This is a genomic window from Metabacillus bambusae (assembly GCF_017497975.1).
GTDB classification, from domain to species: Bacteria; Bacillota; Bacilli; order Bacillales; family Bacillaceae; genus Metabacillus; species Metabacillus bambusae.
In genome coordinates this window covers 17,270-36,908 of record NZ_JAGDEL010000024.1, presented here as the reverse complement: position 1 = coordinate 36,908, position 19,639 = coordinate 17,270, and the positions used below count along the sequence as shown (strand labels likewise).

Annotated in this window: 17 protein-coding genes and 2 pseudogenes; 16 read left to right on the top strand and 3 right to left on the bottom strand. The window is 35.4% G+C overall.

Annotation, left to right across the window (positions count from 1 at the left end; translation table 11 throughout):
• Positions 1–255 precede the first annotated feature (255 nt).
• The 10 genes and pseudogenes from I7822_RS23280 to I7822_RS23230 all read left to right on the top strand — a co-directional run bounded on the left by I7822_RS23280 (position 256) and on the right by I7822_RS23230 (position 11,045).
• Positions 256–2,517 carry a PQQ-dependent dehydrogenase, methanol/ethanol family gene (locus I7822_RS23280; protein WP_207981531.1) on the top strand — a complete coding sequence of 754 codons (2,262 nt, stop codon included), beginning with the start codon at positions 256–258 and terminating at the stop codon, positions 2,515–2,517.
• A gap of 313 nt (positions 2,518–2,830) precedes the next feature.
• Positions 2,831–3,499: pseudogene (gene yknW, locus I7822_RS30005) on the top strand (YknW family membrane protein).
• Positions 3,499–4,026, top strand: coding sequence for an HlyD family secretion protein (locus I7822_RS23265; RefSeq protein WP_207981461.1), 528 nt, complete (start codon positions 3,499–3,501; stop codon positions 4,024–4,026). Before yknW ends, I7822_RS23265 begins: the two are co-directional and overlap by 1 nt.
• A gap of 23 nt (positions 4,027–4,049) precedes the next feature.
• Positions 4,050–4,616, top strand: coding sequence for an efflux RND transporter periplasmic adaptor subunit (locus tag I7822_RS23260; protein ID WP_207981460.1), 567 nt, complete (start codon positions 4,050–4,052; stop codon positions 4,614–4,616).
• Positions 4,613–5,293 carry an ABC transporter ATP-binding protein gene (locus tag I7822_RS23255; RefSeq protein ID WP_207981459.1) on the top strand — a complete coding sequence of 227 codons (681 nt, stop codon included), beginning with the start codon at positions 4,613–4,615 and terminating at the stop codon, positions 5,291–5,293. The genes I7822_RS23260 and I7822_RS23255 overlap by 4 nt, the downstream gene beginning before the upstream one ends.
• A 3-nt stretch (positions 5,294–5,296) precedes the next feature.
• Positions 5,297–6,490 (top strand): ABC transporter permease, encoded by a 1,194-nt coding sequence (locus I7822_RS23250; protein WP_207981458.1) that lies wholly within the window; start codon positions 5,297–5,299, stop codon positions 6,488–6,490.
• A 400-nt stretch (positions 6,491–6,890) separates the two neighbouring features.
• Positions 6,891–7,646, top strand: coding sequence for a DeoR/GlpR family DNA-binding transcription regulator (locus tag I7822_RS23245; protein ID WP_207981457.1), 756 nt, complete (start codon positions 6,891–6,893; stop codon positions 7,644–7,646).
• Positions 7,643–8,569, top strand: a complete 927-nt coding sequence (pfkB, locus tag I7822_RS23240; protein WP_207981456.1) for a 1-phosphofructokinase — start codon at positions 7,643–7,645, stop codon at positions 8,567–8,569. The genes I7822_RS23245 and pfkB overlap by 4 nt, the downstream gene beginning before the upstream one ends.
• Positions 8,566–10,425 (top strand): PTS fructose transporter subunit IIABC, encoded by a 1,860-nt coding sequence (locus tag I7822_RS23235; protein WP_207981455.1) that lies wholly within the window; start codon positions 8,566–8,568, stop codon positions 10,423–10,425. Before pfkB ends, I7822_RS23235 begins: the two co-directional genes overlap by 4 nt.
• 194 nt (positions 10,426–10,619) lie before the next feature.
• On the top strand, positions 10,620–11,045 hold the full coding sequence (locus I7822_RS23230; RefSeq protein WP_207981454.1) for an organic hydroperoxide resistance protein: 426 nt from the start codon (positions 10,620–10,622) through the stop codon (positions 11,043–11,045).
• Between the two features lie 270 nt (positions 11,046–11,315).
• On the opposite strand, the gene I7822_RS23225 is transcribed toward I7822_RS23230, so the two are convergent.
• Positions 11,316–12,002: a DUF2306 domain-containing protein gene (locus tag I7822_RS23225; RefSeq protein WP_207981453.1), complete on the bottom strand. Its 687-nt coding sequence runs from the start codon at positions 12,000–12,002 to the stop codon at positions 11,316–11,318.
• Positions 12,003–12,158: 156 nt separating this feature from the next.
• Between I7822_RS23225 and lepB the strand changes: the two genes are divergently transcribed.
• Positions 12,159–12,719 carry a signal peptidase I gene (gene lepB / locus I7822_RS23220; protein ID WP_207981452.1) on the top strand — a complete coding sequence of 187 codons (561 nt, stop codon included), beginning with the start codon at positions 12,159–12,161 and terminating at the stop codon, positions 12,717–12,719.
• A 394-nt stretch (positions 12,720–13,113) separates the two neighbouring features.
• Positions 13,114–14,064, top strand: coding sequence for a DUF4349 domain-containing protein (locus I7822_RS23215; protein ID WP_207981451.1), 951 nt, complete (start codon positions 13,114–13,116; stop codon positions 14,062–14,064).
• A 9-nt stretch (positions 14,065–14,073) separates the two neighbouring features.
• On the opposite strand, the gene I7822_RS23210 is transcribed toward I7822_RS23215, so the two are convergent.
• Complete coding sequence (locus I7822_RS23210; protein WP_207981450.1) at positions 14,074–14,334, bottom strand: hypothetical protein; 261 nt, start codon at positions 14,332–14,334, stop codon at positions 14,074–14,076.
• A 308-nt stretch (positions 14,335–14,642) separates the two neighbouring features.
• On the opposite strand from I7822_RS23210, the gene I7822_RS23205 reads away from it, so the two are divergent.
• Positions 14,643–15,134, top strand: coding sequence for a DinB family protein (locus I7822_RS23205; RefSeq protein ID WP_207981449.1), 492 nt, complete (start codon positions 14,643–14,645; stop codon positions 15,132–15,134).
• 48 nt (positions 15,135–15,182) lie between these two features.
• Positions 15,183–16,112 carry an aminoglycoside phosphotransferase family protein gene (locus I7822_RS23200; RefSeq protein WP_207981448.1) on the top strand — a complete coding sequence of 310 codons (930 nt, stop codon included), beginning with the start codon at positions 15,183–15,185 and terminating at the stop codon, positions 16,110–16,112.
• 158 nt (positions 16,113–16,270) lie between these two features.
• Here I7822_RS23200 and I7822_RS23195 read toward each other — a convergent pair whose 3' ends face one another.
• Positions 16,271–17,713 carry a carbon starvation CstA family protein gene (locus I7822_RS23195; protein WP_207981447.1) on the bottom strand — a complete coding sequence of 481 codons (1,443 nt, stop codon included), beginning with the start codon at positions 17,711–17,713 and terminating at the stop codon, positions 16,271–16,273.
• 390 nt (positions 17,714–18,103) lie between these two features.
• Between I7822_RS23195 and I7822_RS23190 the strand changes: the two are divergent.
• Both I7822_RS23190 and I7822_RS23185 read left to right on the top strand, forming a co-directional pair.
• Positions 18,104–18,713, top strand: a pseudogene (locus I7822_RS23190) (LysE/ArgO family amino acid transporter).
• 20 nt (positions 18,714–18,733) lie between these two features.
• Positions 18,734–19,618, top strand: coding sequence for a CPBP family intramembrane glutamic endopeptidase (locus I7822_RS23185; protein ID WP_207981446.1), 885 nt, complete (start codon positions 18,734–18,736; stop codon positions 19,616–19,618).
• The last annotated feature ends 21 nt before the right edge of the window (positions 19,619–19,639 follow it).

The following is a 19,639-nucleotide window of genomic DNA, read 5'->3' as shown; positions in this document are numbered from 1 at the left end:
TCTTGAAAATGGTACACCTATATAATTTGAACTTACTATTTAACCGAAGATCTATCGGTATCTTTGGGAAATCATACAAATGTAATGAATTTATATAGGATAAATGAAATGATTTTTTATATTTTTTAGAATATATTAATGTTGGACGAAATAGGATGATTATAAATACTTACAGAGGTAATGCAATTTCATCTTAGACAGGTTTTTGACTAAAGGATAAAACTACTCAGAAGAAGGTGGATAAAATTGTTAGGAATGAAGAGTAAATCGCTTTATCTCGTTCTGCTTACTTTTTTATTAGTCCTATCTACTGCCTGTCAATCAAGTCAATCTAGTGAGAGGAATCAAATGACTGAAAGTAAGCCAAAAGAAACGGAAGGCACTGAAAGTACTGACAGCGATTCTGAAGAAACAGAAGAAGCAACAGCTGAAAACACTAACTCTACGGATGTAGCATTAGTAAAGCAGCATAAAAATTATGAAGGTGATGTATCACCAGCATTTACTACCGAAGAAATGACAACGCTACCAAAAGAGGATTGGGTTACAAATGGAGGAAATGTTTATAATCAACGGTATTCGCCATTAGATCAAATAAACAAATCAACAATAAGTGGACTGAAAGGAGAATGGGTTGCTCACTTAGGCTCAGGTTTTGATTTTAAATACTCAGGGGAAGCCAGCCCTGTCGTATACGATGGAGTAATGTTTGTTATTACAGGTGAAAATGACGTATTAGCTTTAGATGCAAAAACAGGAGAAACCATTTGGGAATATCGCCCGAAAATTGCAGAAAAGCTTTCAACCGTATGTTGTGGCTGGACTAGTCGCGGAGTTGCCATCGGTGAAGGCAAAGTATTTGTAGGTTTATTGGATGCTAGACTTGTAGCTTTGGATCAAAAAACAGGTGAGGTTGTTTGGGAAACGAAGGTCGACGAATGGGAAAAAGGATTTACCATTACGAGTGCACCTCTTTACTATAATGGAAAAGTTTTTACTGGAATATCCGGGGGAGAATACGGGATTCGTGGTCGAGTAACAGCATATGATGCTGAGTTAGGAAGAGAGCTATGGCGCTTCAATACAGTACCAGGACCTGGAGAAGTGGGACATGAAACATGGCCATCTGACAATAAAGCTTGGATGACGGGTGGGGCCCCAGTATGGCAAACACCAGCTGTTGATCCAGAATTAGGTATGCTCTATTTTTCAACAGGAAATGCAGCCCCAGATTTAGACGGAAGCTTACGTAAAGGTGATAACTTATTCTCAGCTTCTGTTGTTGCCATAGATGTAGAAACAGGTGAGTACAAATGGCACTTCCAGCAAGTTCATCATGATATTTGGGATTTAGATTCACCAAATCCTGTTATCTTATTTGACGTAGAAAAGGATGGGGAGATGCGAAAGGCGATTGGTTCAGCAGGAAAAACAGGATGGGTTTACTTTTTAGATCGTACCAATGGAAAGCCGTTAATTGGTATTAATGAAACACCAGTACCGCAGGATGAAAGACAGGCAACTGCAGCAACACAACCTATTCCGGTGGGAGATTCATTTGTTCCTCAAGTGGTGACTGAAGAAGATATCAAGCGTGACATTCCTAATTATAAAGGAAAGATTGGGAAAATATTCGATCCATTCTGGGAGGAACCAGTGGTTACAAAGCCTTCAGCTTTTGGAGGAGCAAATTGGCCACCATCTGCTTATAATCCAGAAACTGAGTTATTTTATGTACTAGGAAATGATTCGTATATGTCATTAACAAGAAGTGAAGAAGAGCTTGAGCAAGGAAATACTTACGTCGGAAGTATAATTGCTCCAGTAGAAGAAGCTCCAGTGAGAGGTACAGTTACAGCGATGGACGTTAAAACGAATAAGGTCGTGTGGCAACAGAAATGGGATACGTTAGCTTATAGTGGAGCACTAACAACTAAAGGTGGATTAGTCTTCGTTGGACATAGTGATGGACGTTTCATCGCATTAGATGCAAAAACTGGAGACCAACTTTGGGAATTTATGACCGATGCAGGGGTAAATGCACCACCAATTTCCTATGAAATCGATGGGAAACAATATATTACAGTATTTGCTGCAGGAAACTCGCTTGCCGGTTCAAAACATGGTGATTCAGTATGGACATTCTCGCTAGATGGAACCATTGAAAAAGTCGAAGATGCTCCTAAAGCTGAAGCATATCCTGATGATAAAAATAATTCAAATGAGGAAGAACAAAAAAGCCCTGATGATAAAGGAACAGAAACGACTGCAAATGTAGACGAAGGTCGAACGGTTTATGAAGCGAACTGCTTAGCATGTCATGGTAGAGATGGGGCAGACGGTCATAATGGACCGAACCTGCAAAAAAGTGAAATAGCAAAGGACCATAATAAAGTGGTGGAGAAAATAAACCAAGGTGGAACTTCAATGCCATCGTTTGAAGGAAACCTATCTGAAGCAGAAATCAACTCAATTGCAGATTATATAACAGAAGTAGTTGCAAAACAGGAAGAATAATAATTTAGAATAAATAGTGAATGCAAGGAAGAAGGTTAATATACTCTTTCTTGCTTTTTTTATCGTTAAGGAAATTATAAAATTCTTGAACTGTGGATAAGCGCACGACATCCAGCTCCAGCGCCTAGCCCCTCGAGATCATAAGCTAATTTAGAATTGAAGGCAAAGAACGCCTTCTATTCTAAATCATCTTATGCTTGTCGGGGCTGATCAAGGCGCTTGCGCTTTTGTTCTTTAAAAATAATAAAACATGAAACTATTCCCAATTTTTAACGTATAAGTAAATGAATACATAAAATGGAGGTTGATTACTATGGAACAAGAAACTATTCAAAAGAAAAAGCCGTCATTATTCGGTATGGTATTTAGTCCAGGTATACAGTTTGAGAGAATAAGAGAGATGCCAGTTATTTGGGTTCCTTTAATTCTCTTTACAGTAATAATGACAATTGTATCAGCAATCACAGTATTAAATGTTGATTATTCAACAGTATCTGGGATGGAAATGTCCCCTGAAGAACTGGAAATGGCTAAAACCTTTGGAATTGCAGGGGCAGCAGTAGTTGGATTTTTCGTTACTCCAATAACTTATCTATTTTTTGCTTTAGTCTTTTGGGGGATTGCTAAAATCGCAAAATCTGATGCTACATATTAGCAAATGCTCTCTTTCACGATTTTCACTAGTTTTATCACGATAATTGGCCAGATCCTTAATCAACTGATTATTATGGCAATTGATGGTGATCCTGCAATAATGCTGACAAGTGTAAACAGCTTTGTAGGAGCAGATGGAGTCTTAGGTGCAGTTCTTAGTACAATTGAAGTTTTTACTATTTGGTATTATATTCTTTTAACAATGGGGCTTATTATTGTAGGAAAGCTATCTAAACCAGCTGCAACAATCATTACAATTGTCTTTTTTGTATTAGGGCTCCTCTTTGCTGCATTAGGTGGAGCAATAGAAGGAATGACACAATTCTAATGAAGAAAAAAATCTGGATCTCAACAAGTGTCATTTTATTAATTCTTGTATTAGTTGGAGTAAATGTTATTAAAGCCTTGAATAAAGAAAATCTTGCTGTTAAAACAGGGAGTGTTGAGGAACGTGAAATAACCGGGAATGTTATGGTTCCCGGAACACTTTCTTTAAGTCAGGAAGACTTTATTTACTTAGATCCTGAAAATGGTGAAGTATCAGAGATTCTTGTAAAAGCGGGAGATAAAGTAGTAGAAGGAACGCCTCTGTTACGATATGAAAACGAGCAACTGCAATTAGAAAAAGAGCAAAATGCGCTTTCAATTGAATCATCATATTTACGAATCAATCAAATAAAAGAACAAATTGATGACTTAGATGATAAAGAAGATGACTTAGAAAAACAAGTTGGCAAGAAAGAAGCAAAAAAACAGATTGATGCTGAACGAGATCAATTAGAAATTGATTTAAAAGTCGCTGATATTGAAGCAAGGCAAGTTCTTCTCCAAAAAGAAACGCTTGAAAAGAAGTAAAACAGTTAGAGGTAAAAAGCGAAATGGCTGGAACTGTGCTTTCGATAGATAAGGAGGCGGTTAAGGGTATTACACAAACGTCAATTTTACATATTGGGAAAGCTGATGAATATGTTGTCAAAGGGCTTATTTCAGAATATGATTCATTAAAAATTGACGAAAAACAACCAGTTATACTCAGATCTGACGTCATTCCTGATAAAGAATGGAAGGGTACCGTTACGAAAGTTAGTCTATTGCCCGAACAGACTGAAAATGGAATGGGAACTGAGGATACAGCTGTCCAATATCCAATTGAAGTATCAATTGATGCTAAGGATATGGAAGCAAAGCCTGGATTTAAACTGATTATGGAAATTGAAACAGAAAAACGTCATGTTCAAGCAATTCCTTTAGAAGCTGTGAGTCAGGACGGTGTAAAGTATTATGTGTTTGTTATCAAAGAAGGAAAAGCAATCCGTAAAGAAGTGAAAATGGGAGCCACTAGTGAAGAATTTATGGAACTAAAATCAGGTTTAGAAAAAGGAGAAGAGGTTATTATCAATCCTCCGGATCAGCTTCAAAATGATATGGAAGTGAGTGTTAAATGATCGAGCTTACTACTATCACGAAAAGCTACAAGGTTGGGGTTGAAACATTAGATGTATTAAAAGATATAAACCTCACAATCTATAATGGAGAATTTGTGGCAATAATGGGGCCTTCTGGATCAGGGAAATCGACCTTAATGAACGTGATTGGTTGTCTAGATAATCCTACATCGGGTACATATTTACTGAGTAACGAAGACATTTCTACCTACAAGGATGAGGAATTAGCAAAAGTTCGAAATCTATCAATTGGGTTTGTCTTTCAGCAATTTCAGTTATTACCTCGTTTATCAGCTTTGAAAAATGTGGAGCTTCCTATGATCTATGCAGGCTTAGGAAGGAAGGAACGTGAAGAAAGAGCAAAACATGCACTTGAGAAGGTCGGTTTATCTGATAGAGTAAATCATTTACCTAATGAACTATCCGGAGGACAAAAACAACGTGTTGCCATAGCAAGATCAATCGTAAATGATCCAAAAATTATTTTAGCTGACGAGCCAACAGGTGCACTAGATAGTAAAACAAGTATATCCATCATGGAGCAATTTACAGAGTTAAATAAGGAAGGCACAACAATTATTCTTGTTACACATGAGCAGGAGGTAGCTGATTATGCCAAGCGAATTATAACGGTTAGGGATGGAAGCATTCTCTCCGATGAAGAGCGGGGGAGATAAGATATGAGTTTACTAGAAAATATGAAAATGGCACTTAGCTCTGTGTTAGCACATAAATTGAGATCGATCCTGACGATGTTAGGGATTATTATTGGGGTGGCATCAGTAATATTAGTTGTAGCCATTGGTCAAGGTGGAGAGCAATTATTAAAAACATCCATAACAGGGCCTGGCAACACAATTGAGGTTTACTATGAACCTAGTGAAGAGGAAATAATGTCAAGCCCAAATGCCTATATGAACGCTGCTTTTACTCAGGAGGATGTAAATTCATTAAGCAGTATACCTGAAGTGAAAAAAGTTGTGGCTTCATCAACAGAATATTTCCCTACACGTTACCATGAAGAAAAATTAGAGACAAGTTTGAATGGTGTAAACCAAGCTTATATCGAAGTGAATGATTTAAAGATAAAGTCAGGTAGAAATCTTATGGAAGCTGATTTTATAGGTGGTACACGTGTAGGGGTTATTAGTAATGAATTGAAGAAAGAAATGTTTGCTAAAAAAAATCCAGTAGGGGAAGTTATTTGGATTAAAGGCCAGCCAATTGAAATAGTTGGCGTGTTGGATAAGCCAACAGGTTTATTCGCCTTTGGAGCAATGGAAGTATATATACCTTGGAATACGTTTCGTGCATCCTTCGGAAAAAATGATTACAATCAAATCACTCTTCAAGCAATTAATGCAGATGTTATGAAGGAAGCCGGAGAAAAAGCAACTCAACTTTTAAATGCCTCTCATAACACAGATGAATCCTATAAGGTATTTAATATGGAAGAAATGGCAGCAGGAATTAGCCAAATTACAAGGATTATGACACTAATTATCGGTTCAATAGCTGGAATCTCCCTGGTCGTTGGTGGTATTGGTGTCATGAACATCATGCTTGTTTCTGTTACAGAACGAACAAGGGAGATTGGCATAAGAAAAGCATTAGGGGCAACAAAGAGACAAATTTTAACTCAATTTCTCATTGAATCAGTTACGTTAACATTAATAGGTGGAATATTTGGTATTATTCTTGGTGCTGTTGCTGCAAATATCGTTTCAATATTTGCGGGTTGGCCACCACTTATTTCATGGCAAGTTGTAGTCGGTGGATTATTATTCTCCATGCTAATCGGTGTTGTGTTTGGCTTGCTTCCTGCAAATAAAGCGGCTCGCTTGAGTCCGATTGAATCTTTAAGATATGAATAAAGCTGGAAAGGGAAAATCTCCTGTTGGATCAACTACTATGTAAGTAGTTGTATCTGAGAGGAGATTTTTTTGTATGATTTAGGATGTATTGATCTGGAAAATAGAATAACATTATTGCTTCTATAGAAGTGGTTTAAATAATGGGAAAAATGGTTCAATAAATAAATCTAATGTTAAAAAAACAAGCAAATCGGTTTAATCAAATAAAAAATTGTAAATACCTCATAAAGATGAAAGTTATGATCAAGCTAAGTAATAGGAATTAAAAGAAAAATAGCTATAAATAACTGGGTTTTGATAGATTTTGAAATTTTGTGATTGATTTTGACTAAAATCGACAGTATAATAAGTGTGTAAGGTAACTTGTATTCGCTTACAATTGGTAGGGGGGTGATAAGTTTTGTTAACTCCTGAACGTCACCGAGTTATTTTGGATGTATTAAAAGCTAAACATTCAGTGAAAATTCAGGAACTTGTCGATCTGACAAACTCTTCTGAATCAACGATTAGACGTGATTTAACTCAGTTAGAGGAAGAAAAATATTTAAAAAGAATTCATGGTGGGGCAGCACTGCTGCAAGGTAAGCTAAGTGAACCAAATATTATTGAGAAATCAGCCAAAAACCTTCATCAAAAGAAATTAATTGCAAAAGAAGCCGCTTCATTCATTGAAGAAGGTGATTGCATTTTCTTGGATGCAGGGACAACTACATTACAAATGGTTGAATATCTTCCAACTGAAAAGGAACTTGTCGTTGTAACTAATGGGCTTACAATTATTGAACCACTAATGAAAAAAGGATTAAAAACCTACTTAATTGGAGGATTCTTAAAACCAATAACAGGTGCCATGATTGGTCGTGGTGCTTTAACATCATTAGAACAATACCGTTTTGATAAATGTTTTTTGGGTGTAAATGGAATTCATCATGAATTTGGTTATACAACCCCAGACCCAGAGGAAGCAGCATTGAAAATGACAGCTCTTCGCTTATCACGTGAAAATTATGTATTAGCGGATCATACAAAATTTGGAGAGATTGCATTTTCAAAAATAGCACATCTGTCTGAAGCGAAAATCATAACAGATGATGTGGAAGAAGACGTACTACATCAATATGGAAAAAATACAGCAATAAAGGTCGTGAAAGAATGATTTATACCGTGACATTAAACCCATCAGTTGATTACATCGTAGAAGTTGAACAATTCGAACTAGGTTCTTTGAACCGAACAGTTGCAGATACAAAGTTTCCTGGTGGGAAAGGGATTAATGTATCACGCGTAATGAAACGATTATCAGTCGAATCAAACGCATTAGGTTTTATCGGAGGCTTTACAGGTAAGTTTGTTGAGGATTTTTTAAATCTTGAAAAAATCCCTAGTAATTTCGTAAAGGTTTCTGGTGATACACGAATTAACATTAAATTAAAGACTGAAGTTGAAAGTGAGATAAATGGTTTAGGTCCGAATATTTCGGATGGCCAACTAACGGAATTCTTTGAAATTTTCCAAAAGATGACGAAGGAAGACATTGTCGTGTTGGCTGGAAGTATACCTGGAACATTACCTTCATCCATCTACAAAGAGATTATTGCAGTCTGCAAAGAAAAAGAGATTAAAGTTGTGGCTGATGTTTCTGGTGAAGCTCTTAAAGAAGTTATTACTGAAAAGCCGTATCTTATTAAACCTAATCACCATGAGCTTGGAGAACTGTTCAATACAGAAATTCAGTCTGTAGAAGAAGCTCTTATTTATGGAAAGAAACTAGTAGAACAAGGTGTAAAGCATGTGATTGTTTCGCTTGCTGAAAAAGGTGCATTGCTTATAACAGAAAATAATAGCTATGTAGCAAATGTACCAAAAGGCAAGGTGTTAAATTCAGTTGGAGCTGGAGATTCTGTTGTTGGCGGATTCATAAGTGCCATTTCAAAAAGTTATACTATAGAAGAAGCGTTTAAAATTGGAGTAGCAGCGGGAAGTGCCACTGCATTTTCAATGGAGCTTTGTACAAAAGAAAAAATAGAAGAGTTATTACCTTATATTGAAGTTAATAGGGTGGAGGGGGAAGAAAGATGAGAATTACTGAGCTATTAACAAAAGAAACGATTAAGTTAGATCTTCTAGCAACATCAAAAGAGAATGTTATTTCAGAGTTAGTTGATGTATTAGATAGAGCTGGTAAGCTTACAGATAAAGCAGCTTACGAGCGTGCAGTCTTGGATCGTGAACAGCAAAGCACCACTGGGATTGGTGATGGAATTGCAATTCCACATGCCAAGACGAATGCAGTAAAACACCCAGCAATTGTCTTCGGACGATCAAAAGCTGGTGTTGACTATGAAGCTCTTGATGGTCAACCAAGCTACTTGTTTTTTATGATAGCGGCATCAGAAGGTGCGAATAATACACATTTGGAAGCCTTATCTAAACTTTCATCTATTTTGATGAAACAGGAAGTAAGAGAAAAACTATTAACTGCAAATTCGGCAGATGAAGTTTTAGCAGTTATTGATCAATATGATGTACAGGATGAAGCCGAAGAGGTAAAAGGCTCAAATGCGGGCAAGATTTTAGCGGTAACTGCATGTCCAACAGGAATTGCTCATACCTATATGGCAGCAGATTCGTTAAAAGAAAAAGCAAAAGAAATGAATGTGTCAATTAAGGTAGAAACAAATGGTTCTGGCGGGGCGAAAAATGTCTTAACTGCCGCTGAAATCGAAGAAGCTACAGCGATCATTGTTGCAGCTGACAAGCAAGTAGAAATGGAACGTTTTAAAGGCAAACATGTCATTATTGTTCCAGTTGCAGAGGGAATTAGAAAACCGAAAGAATTAATAGAACGTGCACTTAAACAAGATGCCGCTATTTATCAAGGTAGTGGTGAGGGAAGAAAAGAAGATCAAAGTGGAGGAAGAACAGGGTTTTATAAACATTTAATGAATGGTGTTTCCAACATGCTACCCTTTGTTGTTGGTGGTGGGATATTAATTGCGATCTCATTTATGTTTGGTATTCATGCATCAGATCCAAATCACGAAACATATAATGCATTTGCTGAGGCTTTAAGCACAATTGGTGGTGGTAATGCATTTGGACTTATGATTCCAGTATTAGCGGGATTTATTGCTTTAAGTATTGCTGATCGCCCAGGTCTAGCGCCAGGTATGGTCGGTGGGTTTATGGCAGCGCAAGGTGGAGCAGGGTTCTTAGGTGGTTTGATTGCAGGATTTTTAGCAGGTTATATTGTAGTTCTTCTAAAGAAACTATTATCAGGTATGCCAGCATCATTGGAAGGTATAAAGCCAGTCCTTTTATATCCAGTATTAAGTATTTTTAGTGTTGGAATGATTATGTTCTTTGTTGTAAATAAACCAGTAAGTGCATTAAACGGACTAATTAGTGAATTTTTAGGTGGTTTAGGTACTGGTAACTTAGTTCTTCTTGGTTTGATACTAGGTGGAATGATGGCAATTGATATGGGCGGTCCTATTAACAAAGCTGCCTTTACATTTGGAATTGCAATGATTGATTCAGGTAATTTTGCACCACACGCTGCTGTTATGGCAGGCGGTATGGTACCTCCATTAGGTATTGCTCTTGCAACAACATTATTCCGTAGTAAATTTACAAAACGTGAACGTGAAGCAGGTATTACATGCTACATTATGGGGGCATCATTTATCACAGAAGGTGCTATTCCATTTGCAGCTGGTGATCCAGCCCGTGTTATTCCTTCAATTGTGACAGGCTCAGCTGTTGCTGGCGCATTAGCAATGTTCTTTGGAAATGGTTTACGTGCACCACACGGTGGGGCATTCGTAATTCCATTAGTAGAAGGAAATCCGCTTCTTTACCTATTAGCTATTGCAATTGGTGCTGTAATCACAGCAATCATGCTTGGGTTACTAAAAAAACCTGTTAGTGAATAAGTGAATCGTAACTTTTCTGAGCTGACTGATGACGAAGCATAACGCTTCGCTATAGTCAGCTTTTTTTATGAAAAATAATTAGTGGATTAGAAACTGTGAATAAGGGTAAAGTTTAATAGAATGAAGAATTGAATCTTTTTGATGTGTGAAACTAAATTGAATGAAAGCAAAATATGAAGAAAGGGTTGATAATCATGACAAAACCACTATTTACAGCAACAGTATCAGCAGTTGGAGGTAGAGAAGGAAGTGTAAAGTCTTCTGATGGGAACATTAATTTAGATATAGCAATGCCTGGAACTCCTAGAGCAAAGGACTTACCTGAAGCAACTAATCCTGAACAACTATTTGCAGCTGGCTATTCTGCATGTTTTGATGGGGCATTACAACTTATGGCAAAAAAAGCCAAAGTACAATTTGAATCAGAAGTTACAGCTAATGTTAGTTTGTTGAAAGATGAAGGAGATCAAGGGTATAAATTGGCTGTTTCTTTGCAAGTGAAAGGGACAGGTATTGAAAAAGAAAAGTTGGAGGAGTTAGTCCATAAGGCACACAATTTCTGTCCTTATTCTAAAGCAACAAGGGGCAATATAGATGTTACATTGGAAATAATCGATTAGTTCTATTAAACAAAACTGTTGATAATAAAGGGAGCAAGATCTTCCTACTTTAATACAAAAACATCAATATAATTTAACAAAGAATAGATTAAAAAAGGATGACTCAAAAACAATCGGGGGCGAACCCTCAAATATATTTATTTTATAGTCTTTAATGTGAGTGAGAAAATACTAGCGTTTGGTGGATTCAGGCCCCTCTTGAGTTATCCTAATTGATCTTAAAGTGAGGCTTTAGTGTAATTAGTCAAATCAAATTTACAAACTTTGAGTTTAAGGCTTGTTAAATTTTCTACCATAATAAATGCTGAGACCAATAATCAATGGTGTTATGATAATCGTAGGTAAAAACCACAAAATGATACTAACTGATTCAATATTTAATAATCTAGGAGCGCCGAATACAACAAACGCTGTGATCGTTGAAATACAGCATGCTAGCATACCTGCAAAATGTTCAAACCACCAATGCATTTTTCTGGTCGGTTTTTGAAGCCAATAGCTTAATTGGGTAATACCTAAAAAAAATCCTACAATAGGAAACCATGATAGTAACGGGATTTCATGAATAAAACCATATATACTAATGGCTATTCCTGAAATAAGTAGCAATATTGGATAGCTGAGGTCAAGTAGATGTGTGTGTTTCTTTTTGCGATTCTTATTCCGTAATACTCGTAAACCATAATAAGCTGCTGCAGAGCTCAAAATACTAATGAAAATAAGAAACCAAGAAAATGAAATAATTTCTTTTGTTGATGAGTGGTCAAGAAAGATACGATAAAATCCCATATAAAAGGCGCTGATAGCAACGACGATCATGCCATAGACGTAAATCCATCCAAAAGTATAATGAAGTTTACCCCCTTTTTTTGTTACAATAGGAACCCAAAATACGAAAAGAGAGACAAATCCTCCAATAATATGTAGAACTCTCAGTACGCTGAAAATAAACTCCATTAATTTTGTTCCCGCCTTCATAATTTGTATTTTTTACTATTCATTACCATTTTGAAGAATAATTGCAAAAAGATAAAGGATTTTTTTATTTTATAGCAAATAAATAGTATTAAATAGGTATAATGGAAATAGAGCAATAAAATAGGAGGCCACATCATGTCGCAAACTGAAACAGAAACGTCAAAATCAAAGATCTGGGAATGGACAAAAGCAATCATTCTTGCAGTAGGTCTTGCTATGATTATTCGTTTCTTTTTATTTGAACCATATCTTGTAGAAGGATCTTCAATGGATCCAACATTAAAGGATGGAGATCGTCTTTTTGTAAATAAGACCCTACAATTTATCGGAGAAATTGAAAAAGGGGATATTGTTATCATTGATGGGAAAGAAGAAAACATTCGATATGTTAAAAGAATTATCGGATTACCTGGAGATAAAGTTAGTGCAGAGAATGGTAATGTATATGTAAATGGTAAAAAGATCGAAGAGCCTTATTTAGAAAGTAACGAAGAGGATGCAGAACAAATGGGAATGCTTCTAACAAATGATTTTGAAGAGATAGAAGTCCCAGAAGGAAGTTATTTTGTCATGGGTGATAATCGACTAAATAGCATGGATAGCCGCAATGGGCTTGGTTTGATTGAGTCAGATCGGATATTAGGGAAATCGGAATTTATTTTCTTTCCTTTTAATCATTTAAGTAAAGTAGAATAACCATATAACCATCAAAAAGCCGATCTAAAATAGGTCGGCTTTTTATCGTATAAAAATAAGCAAGTACTAAATGTATTCGAAAAGCCGATGTTAATTATTAGATTGAAGTTGGTGTTTATTTATTTTCCTATTTTACAAATTTATGTAACATTTTATTTTAAAAAAACGACTATTCTCATGAAGGAAAAAGAGACGGAACTTCCTCATTATTAACAAGCCAATTTAGTTAATAATTTGTCAGTTTACGTTCTAAAAAAATTATTATATCACTAGTACTGAATATGTCTTATTAATTGTTTGGTATGTAGTACAGCCTTTCTTCATCGTGTTGGTTAAGTCCATATGTTAATTGGATGTTAGAACCTTAGTCATAAATCGTAAAGGGTGTGTCGAGATGAAAAAGTTGCTTTTGATCGGTTTAGCACTTTTAATTGCAGGGATTATTAGTGGGTGTAGTAATTCTGGAGAGGAATCTAGTCAAGCAGACAAAACAGTAGACGAAATTGAGCATAAAAGTAGCATAGCTGAGGGAGAAGAGCAAACTACAGAATTAGCTAACGAAGAAGTCACTGAGAAGTCTGAGGAAGATACAAAAGAACCTTCGAATGAGGATAAAAGTAATTCAGATGATCGCATGGTTATTTATTCGGCAAACCTTTCAATTCGAGTAAAAAGCTATCAGGATACACTAAATCTTGTTCAACAACAGCTTACATCCTCAAATGGATATATCGTTGAATCTAATTCATATTCAACAGGTGAGGATGAATCCCTTGAAGGAACAATTACAGTTCGAATCCCCCAGGATAAATTTGATTCATTTTTACAATCTGTAGAAAATGAAAGTACAAAAGTAGTCGATCGTTCGATTTCTGGTCAAGATGTAACAGAGGAATATGTAGATTTGGAATCGCGGATGACATCAAAAAAAGTCGTTGAGAAGCGATTATTGGATTTTATGGAAAAGGCGGAAAAAACAGAGGATTTATTAAAAATTTCAGCGGATTTGGCTGTTGTTCAAGAGGAGATTGAACAAATTAAAGGTAGAATGAATTACTTGAACAATAAAGTTGACTTAGCTACTGTAACAATTCATGTGGTAGAAGATAAAGTGAAAATACCGGCATTAGATAATGATGACTTAAACACGTGGGAGAAAACGAAGGAACAATTTATGAACAGTGTGAATTTTGTGTTAAAAGCATGCTCAGCAGTTATCATATTTATCATAGGTAGCCTACCAGTATTACTAGTTTTAGGTGGCCTTCTTTTCATCATGATACTGATTATAAGAAAAAGACGAAAACAAAATCATGGAAAACCACCTACAAAACCAGAAGAGTAAATCTACATTTTATGTCACAAATATAGTTAAAATAAGCATTGTAATAAATACTGTTCCGATAATGGAGAGGACGCTTATTAAAACAGACATCTTTTTATTTTCAAGATGGTAGCGTGGTAGGATTTTTTTCGTAGAAATATTGATAATTATGTAAAGAAGAATTACCCCAACAATAAAGGTAAGTCCATTTGAACGGAAGCCCAGAAAGGCAAAATAGGCTCCAGAACAAAGAATTAATAAACAATATTCAATTAGCGTATGTAACTTCAAGTTGACTGCTCCTTTTCTAGTTGTTAAGAAAATTATAAAAACTTTTGTATTATAGATAAGCGTTTGAACTCGAACTCCAGCGCCCATCCATCGCTAAACGGGCGCTTACGCTTTTGTTCATTAGCTCATTTTATCACAAAAATAGCTATTGGTTTAAATATGTTTCTTCCCGGAAGTGAATATTCCAGGACAATATGTCTGACTTTGATTGTAAGTAAATGTTAATGTTGAATAAAGGATAATTATTAATATTATCGAAATAGGTAGGTATTAACCTATAAAATAAGTTTGAAAGGAATTAAAGCCGGATGAATCATATTAATAAAATGACAGATTTATTATTTGAGGAACTAGAACTTGCTGTTAAAACATCCATTAATCTAATTCAAAAGATTGAAGATAGCCAATGGAATTATCGACCGAAGGAAAATATGAGATCATTAGTAGAGTTGGTCCATCACTTAGTATCGATACCTCTTTCAGATTTAACATGTTTATTGGAAGAAAAAAGTGAGAAGGAATACAGAAAAATAGAATTGGACATTGAAGAAATAAGAGACCCGGAGAAATTAGGAACTCAAATGCAGCATAATTTCGAAAAGTTGAAAGATTATATACTCGCTTTGAGTGATGAAGATTTAATGAATAAAATAACAAAACCATTTTATTTTGAACAAGGTGGTCATATACAAATAAAATGGTTAATTGAAATAGTGACACATACGTATCATCACCGAGCACAGCTATTTAACTATTTGAAGCAGTTAGATCATGATATTAATATGTTTGATTTGTATTAACATCATGAAAAATAGTATTGCCAACTAATTTATGTAAGGGTGAGACTAGTGACATATTTGCCTGAGAAGTTTATAGAAACCATAAAATCTGTTCATAGAGAGCACGGACAGAAGTGGTTGGATAACTTTAATGATTTAGTCAAGTATTGTGAAGCAAGATGGGAGATTCAAATACAGCCGCCCTATGAGTTATCATATAACTTTGTTGCTCCTGCATTCACACTGGATGGAAGTCAAGTTGTTATTAAACTCGTGGTACTAGGTGATGGGGGATTTGAGAAAGAAATTGAAGCGCTTAAACAGTTTAATGGAAATGGTATAGCCAGACTACTTGACTATGAAACAGAAAAAGGGATTATGATATTGGAAAAGGTTTTACCAGGGGAAAAGCTATCCTTGCTATCAAATGACGAAGAATCAACGATTATTATGTCACAAGTTATGAAGAACTTATGGATAAATGCTCCTATAAATTCATGTATCCCAACGATTTTTCAAAGGGAAGAGGACTTTAAGCAGATACGTAAAGAGCATAAAAATGGAATAGGTCCTCTTTCAAAAGAGATGCTTATTGAAGCGGAAGAAATATTTTCTAGGTTAACAAGTACTATTAATGACCTATTTCTTCTTCATGGAGATTTTCATCATTACAATGTTTTATCCGCTAAAAATAATACGTGGGTCGCAATTGATCCAAAGGGTTTAATTGGTGAGCGGGAATATGATGTCATTCAATTTCTCCTGAATAAATTACCTGTTGATAAAATCACCGATGTAATAGATAGACGGATTGATATATTAGTAGATCAATTAGATTTGAATAAAGAAAGAGTTTTACTGTGGGGCTATTGTCATTCCATGTTAAGCTTATATTGGCATATTGAAGACTTTGGTGTACCTGATGAAACGACATTAAAAGTGATAACATCATTTAAAAAATTACATAATGAATTGTCTGTGAAAACGTTGGAATTTTAGACAAAGCTTAAATAGAGATGTTAAGAAATATAATTGAAAACAAGTAAAAGAACAGGGAAATCCATGCTCTTTTACTTGTTTTTATTTAAGGGTTTTAAAAAAAGTTTTTCAACAAATATACTACCTTGTCTTTTTTGCTTCATCGTCGTTTCAAATTTTTAAGCTGCAATATTCGCATCATCATCAAGTTGTAAGTTGTTTGCTCTTGCTTTAATTGCAGCTTTGTAGAACAGTGCTATAATTATTGCTGTGGCAATACTAGCGCCAATGTAAGAGATGTTCATTGGTAAGCCAAATCCAATAGCTGCATTTAAAATATAAGTCGTTGTTGCCATTGTCATAAAGATTCCAGGAATCATGGCAATCCAGTAATTTTTCTTTGCGATAAATAAATACATCGCCCCAACCCATAATGCAATAACTGCTGTTGATTGATTTGCCCATGAGAAATAGCGCCATAAAAGTGTAAAGTCAATTTTGGTTAATCCATATGAGATAACGAACAATGGAACTGCAATCCATAATCGACTCATTAGTTTCGTTTGTGAGATGTTTAAATAATCGGCAATAATCATTCTTGCACTTCTAAATGCTGTGTCACCAGATGTAATTGGTAATACGATCACTCCAAGTACTGCGAGTGTACCTCCGATAGCCCCTAGCATAGCAGTAGATGCTTCACTTACGATTGCTGCAGGACCACCATTTGCTAAAATATCTGCTAAGCCATTATAACCGTCAAATAAGCTCATCGCTGCTGCAGCCCAGATCATCGCAATAATACCTTCTGCAATCATCATTCCGTAGAAAATAAAACGACCTTGTGACTCATTTTGTGTTGTACGAGAAATAATTGGTGTTTGTGTTGCATGGAATCCAGATAAAGCACCACAAGAAATCGTTAAAAATAATAGTGGGAAGATTGGCGCTTTGTCAGGATGCATATTTTGTAAAGTTAATTCAGGAATTGGTGCCCCTGTTATAACTAATGAAGCGCCAACTCCAATTGCACTGATTAAAAGCAATGCACCGAAGATTGGGTATAATCGGCCAATGATTTGATCGATTGGCAAAAGTGTAGCCAAAATATAATAGATAAAGATTGCTGCAATAATAAATCCAAATGATATCCAGTCTGGAGTAATACCAGCCAAAAGGTCGGCAGGTGCTGTGACGAAAACTGTACCTACTAAAAGTAATAATAAAATGGCGAAAGCATTTACTACGTGCTTCATCGTTTTTCCTAAGAATTTACCAGCAAGCTCTGGTAAATGTGCACCGCGGTTACGAATGGAAATCATGCCTGTTAAGTAGTCATGAACTGCACCAGCAAAAATACAGCCAATTACAATCCAAATAAATGCTGCAGGCCCATACAATGCTCCCATGATTGGTCCGAAAATAGGTCCGACACCAGCAATATTTAATAACTGAATTAATGAATTTCGTTTTTTACCCATTGGTAGATAATCAACATTATCTCGTTTAGAAAAAGCTGGAGTTTGCCTAGCATCCTTTACACCGAAAACCTTCTCAACGAAACGTCCATAAATAAAATAACCTACAATAAGAAGTAAAATTCCACCAATAAATGTATACATGAAGTAACCTCCTTCAAAAGATTGAATACGCTTACAAATATCTTAACAATAAACGGTAAGCCGAAGAGCTTTTTTTGTGTAACATGTTAAAAATGGACAATAACATGCAGAAAAACGCTTTCGAGATACAATGATTCTGTTTAATTCTGAAACTATCATCTGTTGAAAGGAAGTTAATCATACATTCTTGTGAAGATTAACGTATTTTTATTGATTATAATGTTAATATCTGTTAAAAATTACTAGGTAGGGAGTATGTGAGAATAACAGAAGGTCTATTTTATTACGACATTAAAAACCTTTTGAGCCACAAATCTTTACCTACATACATTTTTAAGGAAATATTATCTACTCTTTTTTATGATATACACATAGAATGGAGGGAAATGAATGGAAGCAATTTTTCATGGCATTTTATTGGCATTTGGACTTATTCTTCCTTTAGGTGCTCAAAATGTATTTGTGTTCAATCAAGGAGCCGTACAACCTACATATGTTCGTGCGCTACCGATTATTTTAACTGCTGCACTTTGTGATACGTACTTAATCATTCTTGCTGTATTGGGTGTTCAATCATTGTATTTTCATTTGCATGGTTGAAAGCTATCATCTTTATGATTGGAGTGCTGTTTTTAATCTACATGGGGTGGACAGTTAGGAAATCTGGGGGACAATCTACTTTTAATGATGACCAATCATATCTATCTGCTAAAACACAAAGTGATGTTTGCGATGTCCGTTTCATTGTTAAATCCTCATGCTATTTTAGAATACAATCGGCGTTATTGGTACAATCTCGTTAGTGTACAGCGGCTATGAGAAATGGTTATTTACTAGTGCTTGTATTATCGTTTCATGGCTTTGGTTTTTTTGTTTAGCACTGGCTGGAAAAAGTATTAAAAAAGTAGATCATGGAGGACGCATACTTAATAAAATTAATAAAGTTTCAGCCTTAATTATTTGTGGTGTAGCAATCTATTTGTTCATCCAATTATTTTAAAATGTTAGAGGAGTGTTATTATGGATCCTAATTTCATTTCAATTGCTAAAGGGAAAAACACGCATTTGCGCTATTTTTGGTCACTATTGGTTATTTTAACGTTTATGTTTGTGGTGGGTACAATAGCGTATGTAATAGCAGTGCTAGTAACCGCACTTATTAACCCAGGTATTGTTGATTTTGAAGAGATGATGATATCAGATCCACTCGTTGATTTTTATTTATATCATATTGTTAACATCCTGACTGTTATAGGTATGTGGATTGCAGCAAGAACGATACTGAAAAGGAAGCTCATTTCCTTTATTACACCAAATGAGAGGATAAACTGGTCGAAAATTTTTTATGGGTTTTTCATTGCGCTATTATTATTTGCACTTTTTGCCCTGTTAGATTATGCTATTTTTCCCAATGACTATGCCTTAAATGATTTTGATGGAACTCGTTTTGCTTGGTTAGTTGTTGCATCAATGCTATTAGTTCCTATCCAAACGACCTCAGAGGAATTGTTCTTTAGAGGGTTTTTATTACAATGGGCTGGTAGAATAACAAAAAATCCAATTATCTTAATGATCATTATTGGAGGAATCTTTGGAAGTTTGCACTTTAGTAACCCTGAAATGGAACATGGAGCATTTTGGGTGGCGATTGATTATTTAGCGATGGGATTTATTTGGACATATATTTCAATTAAAACGAATAGTTCAGAATACTCTATCGGTGCACATGCAGCAAATAATATGTTTTTATGTATTTTTCTTACGATGGAAGATACAGTAGTTGGTGATATTCCTTCGTTATTTGTTATTACAAACGTAAATGCAATGCTCTCAGCACTTACAACTGTTACAACAGGAATAATCTTTTTATTTATTGTCATGAGAAAACATAGAAAAGAGAAATAATATAATCGAAGCAACCCACTA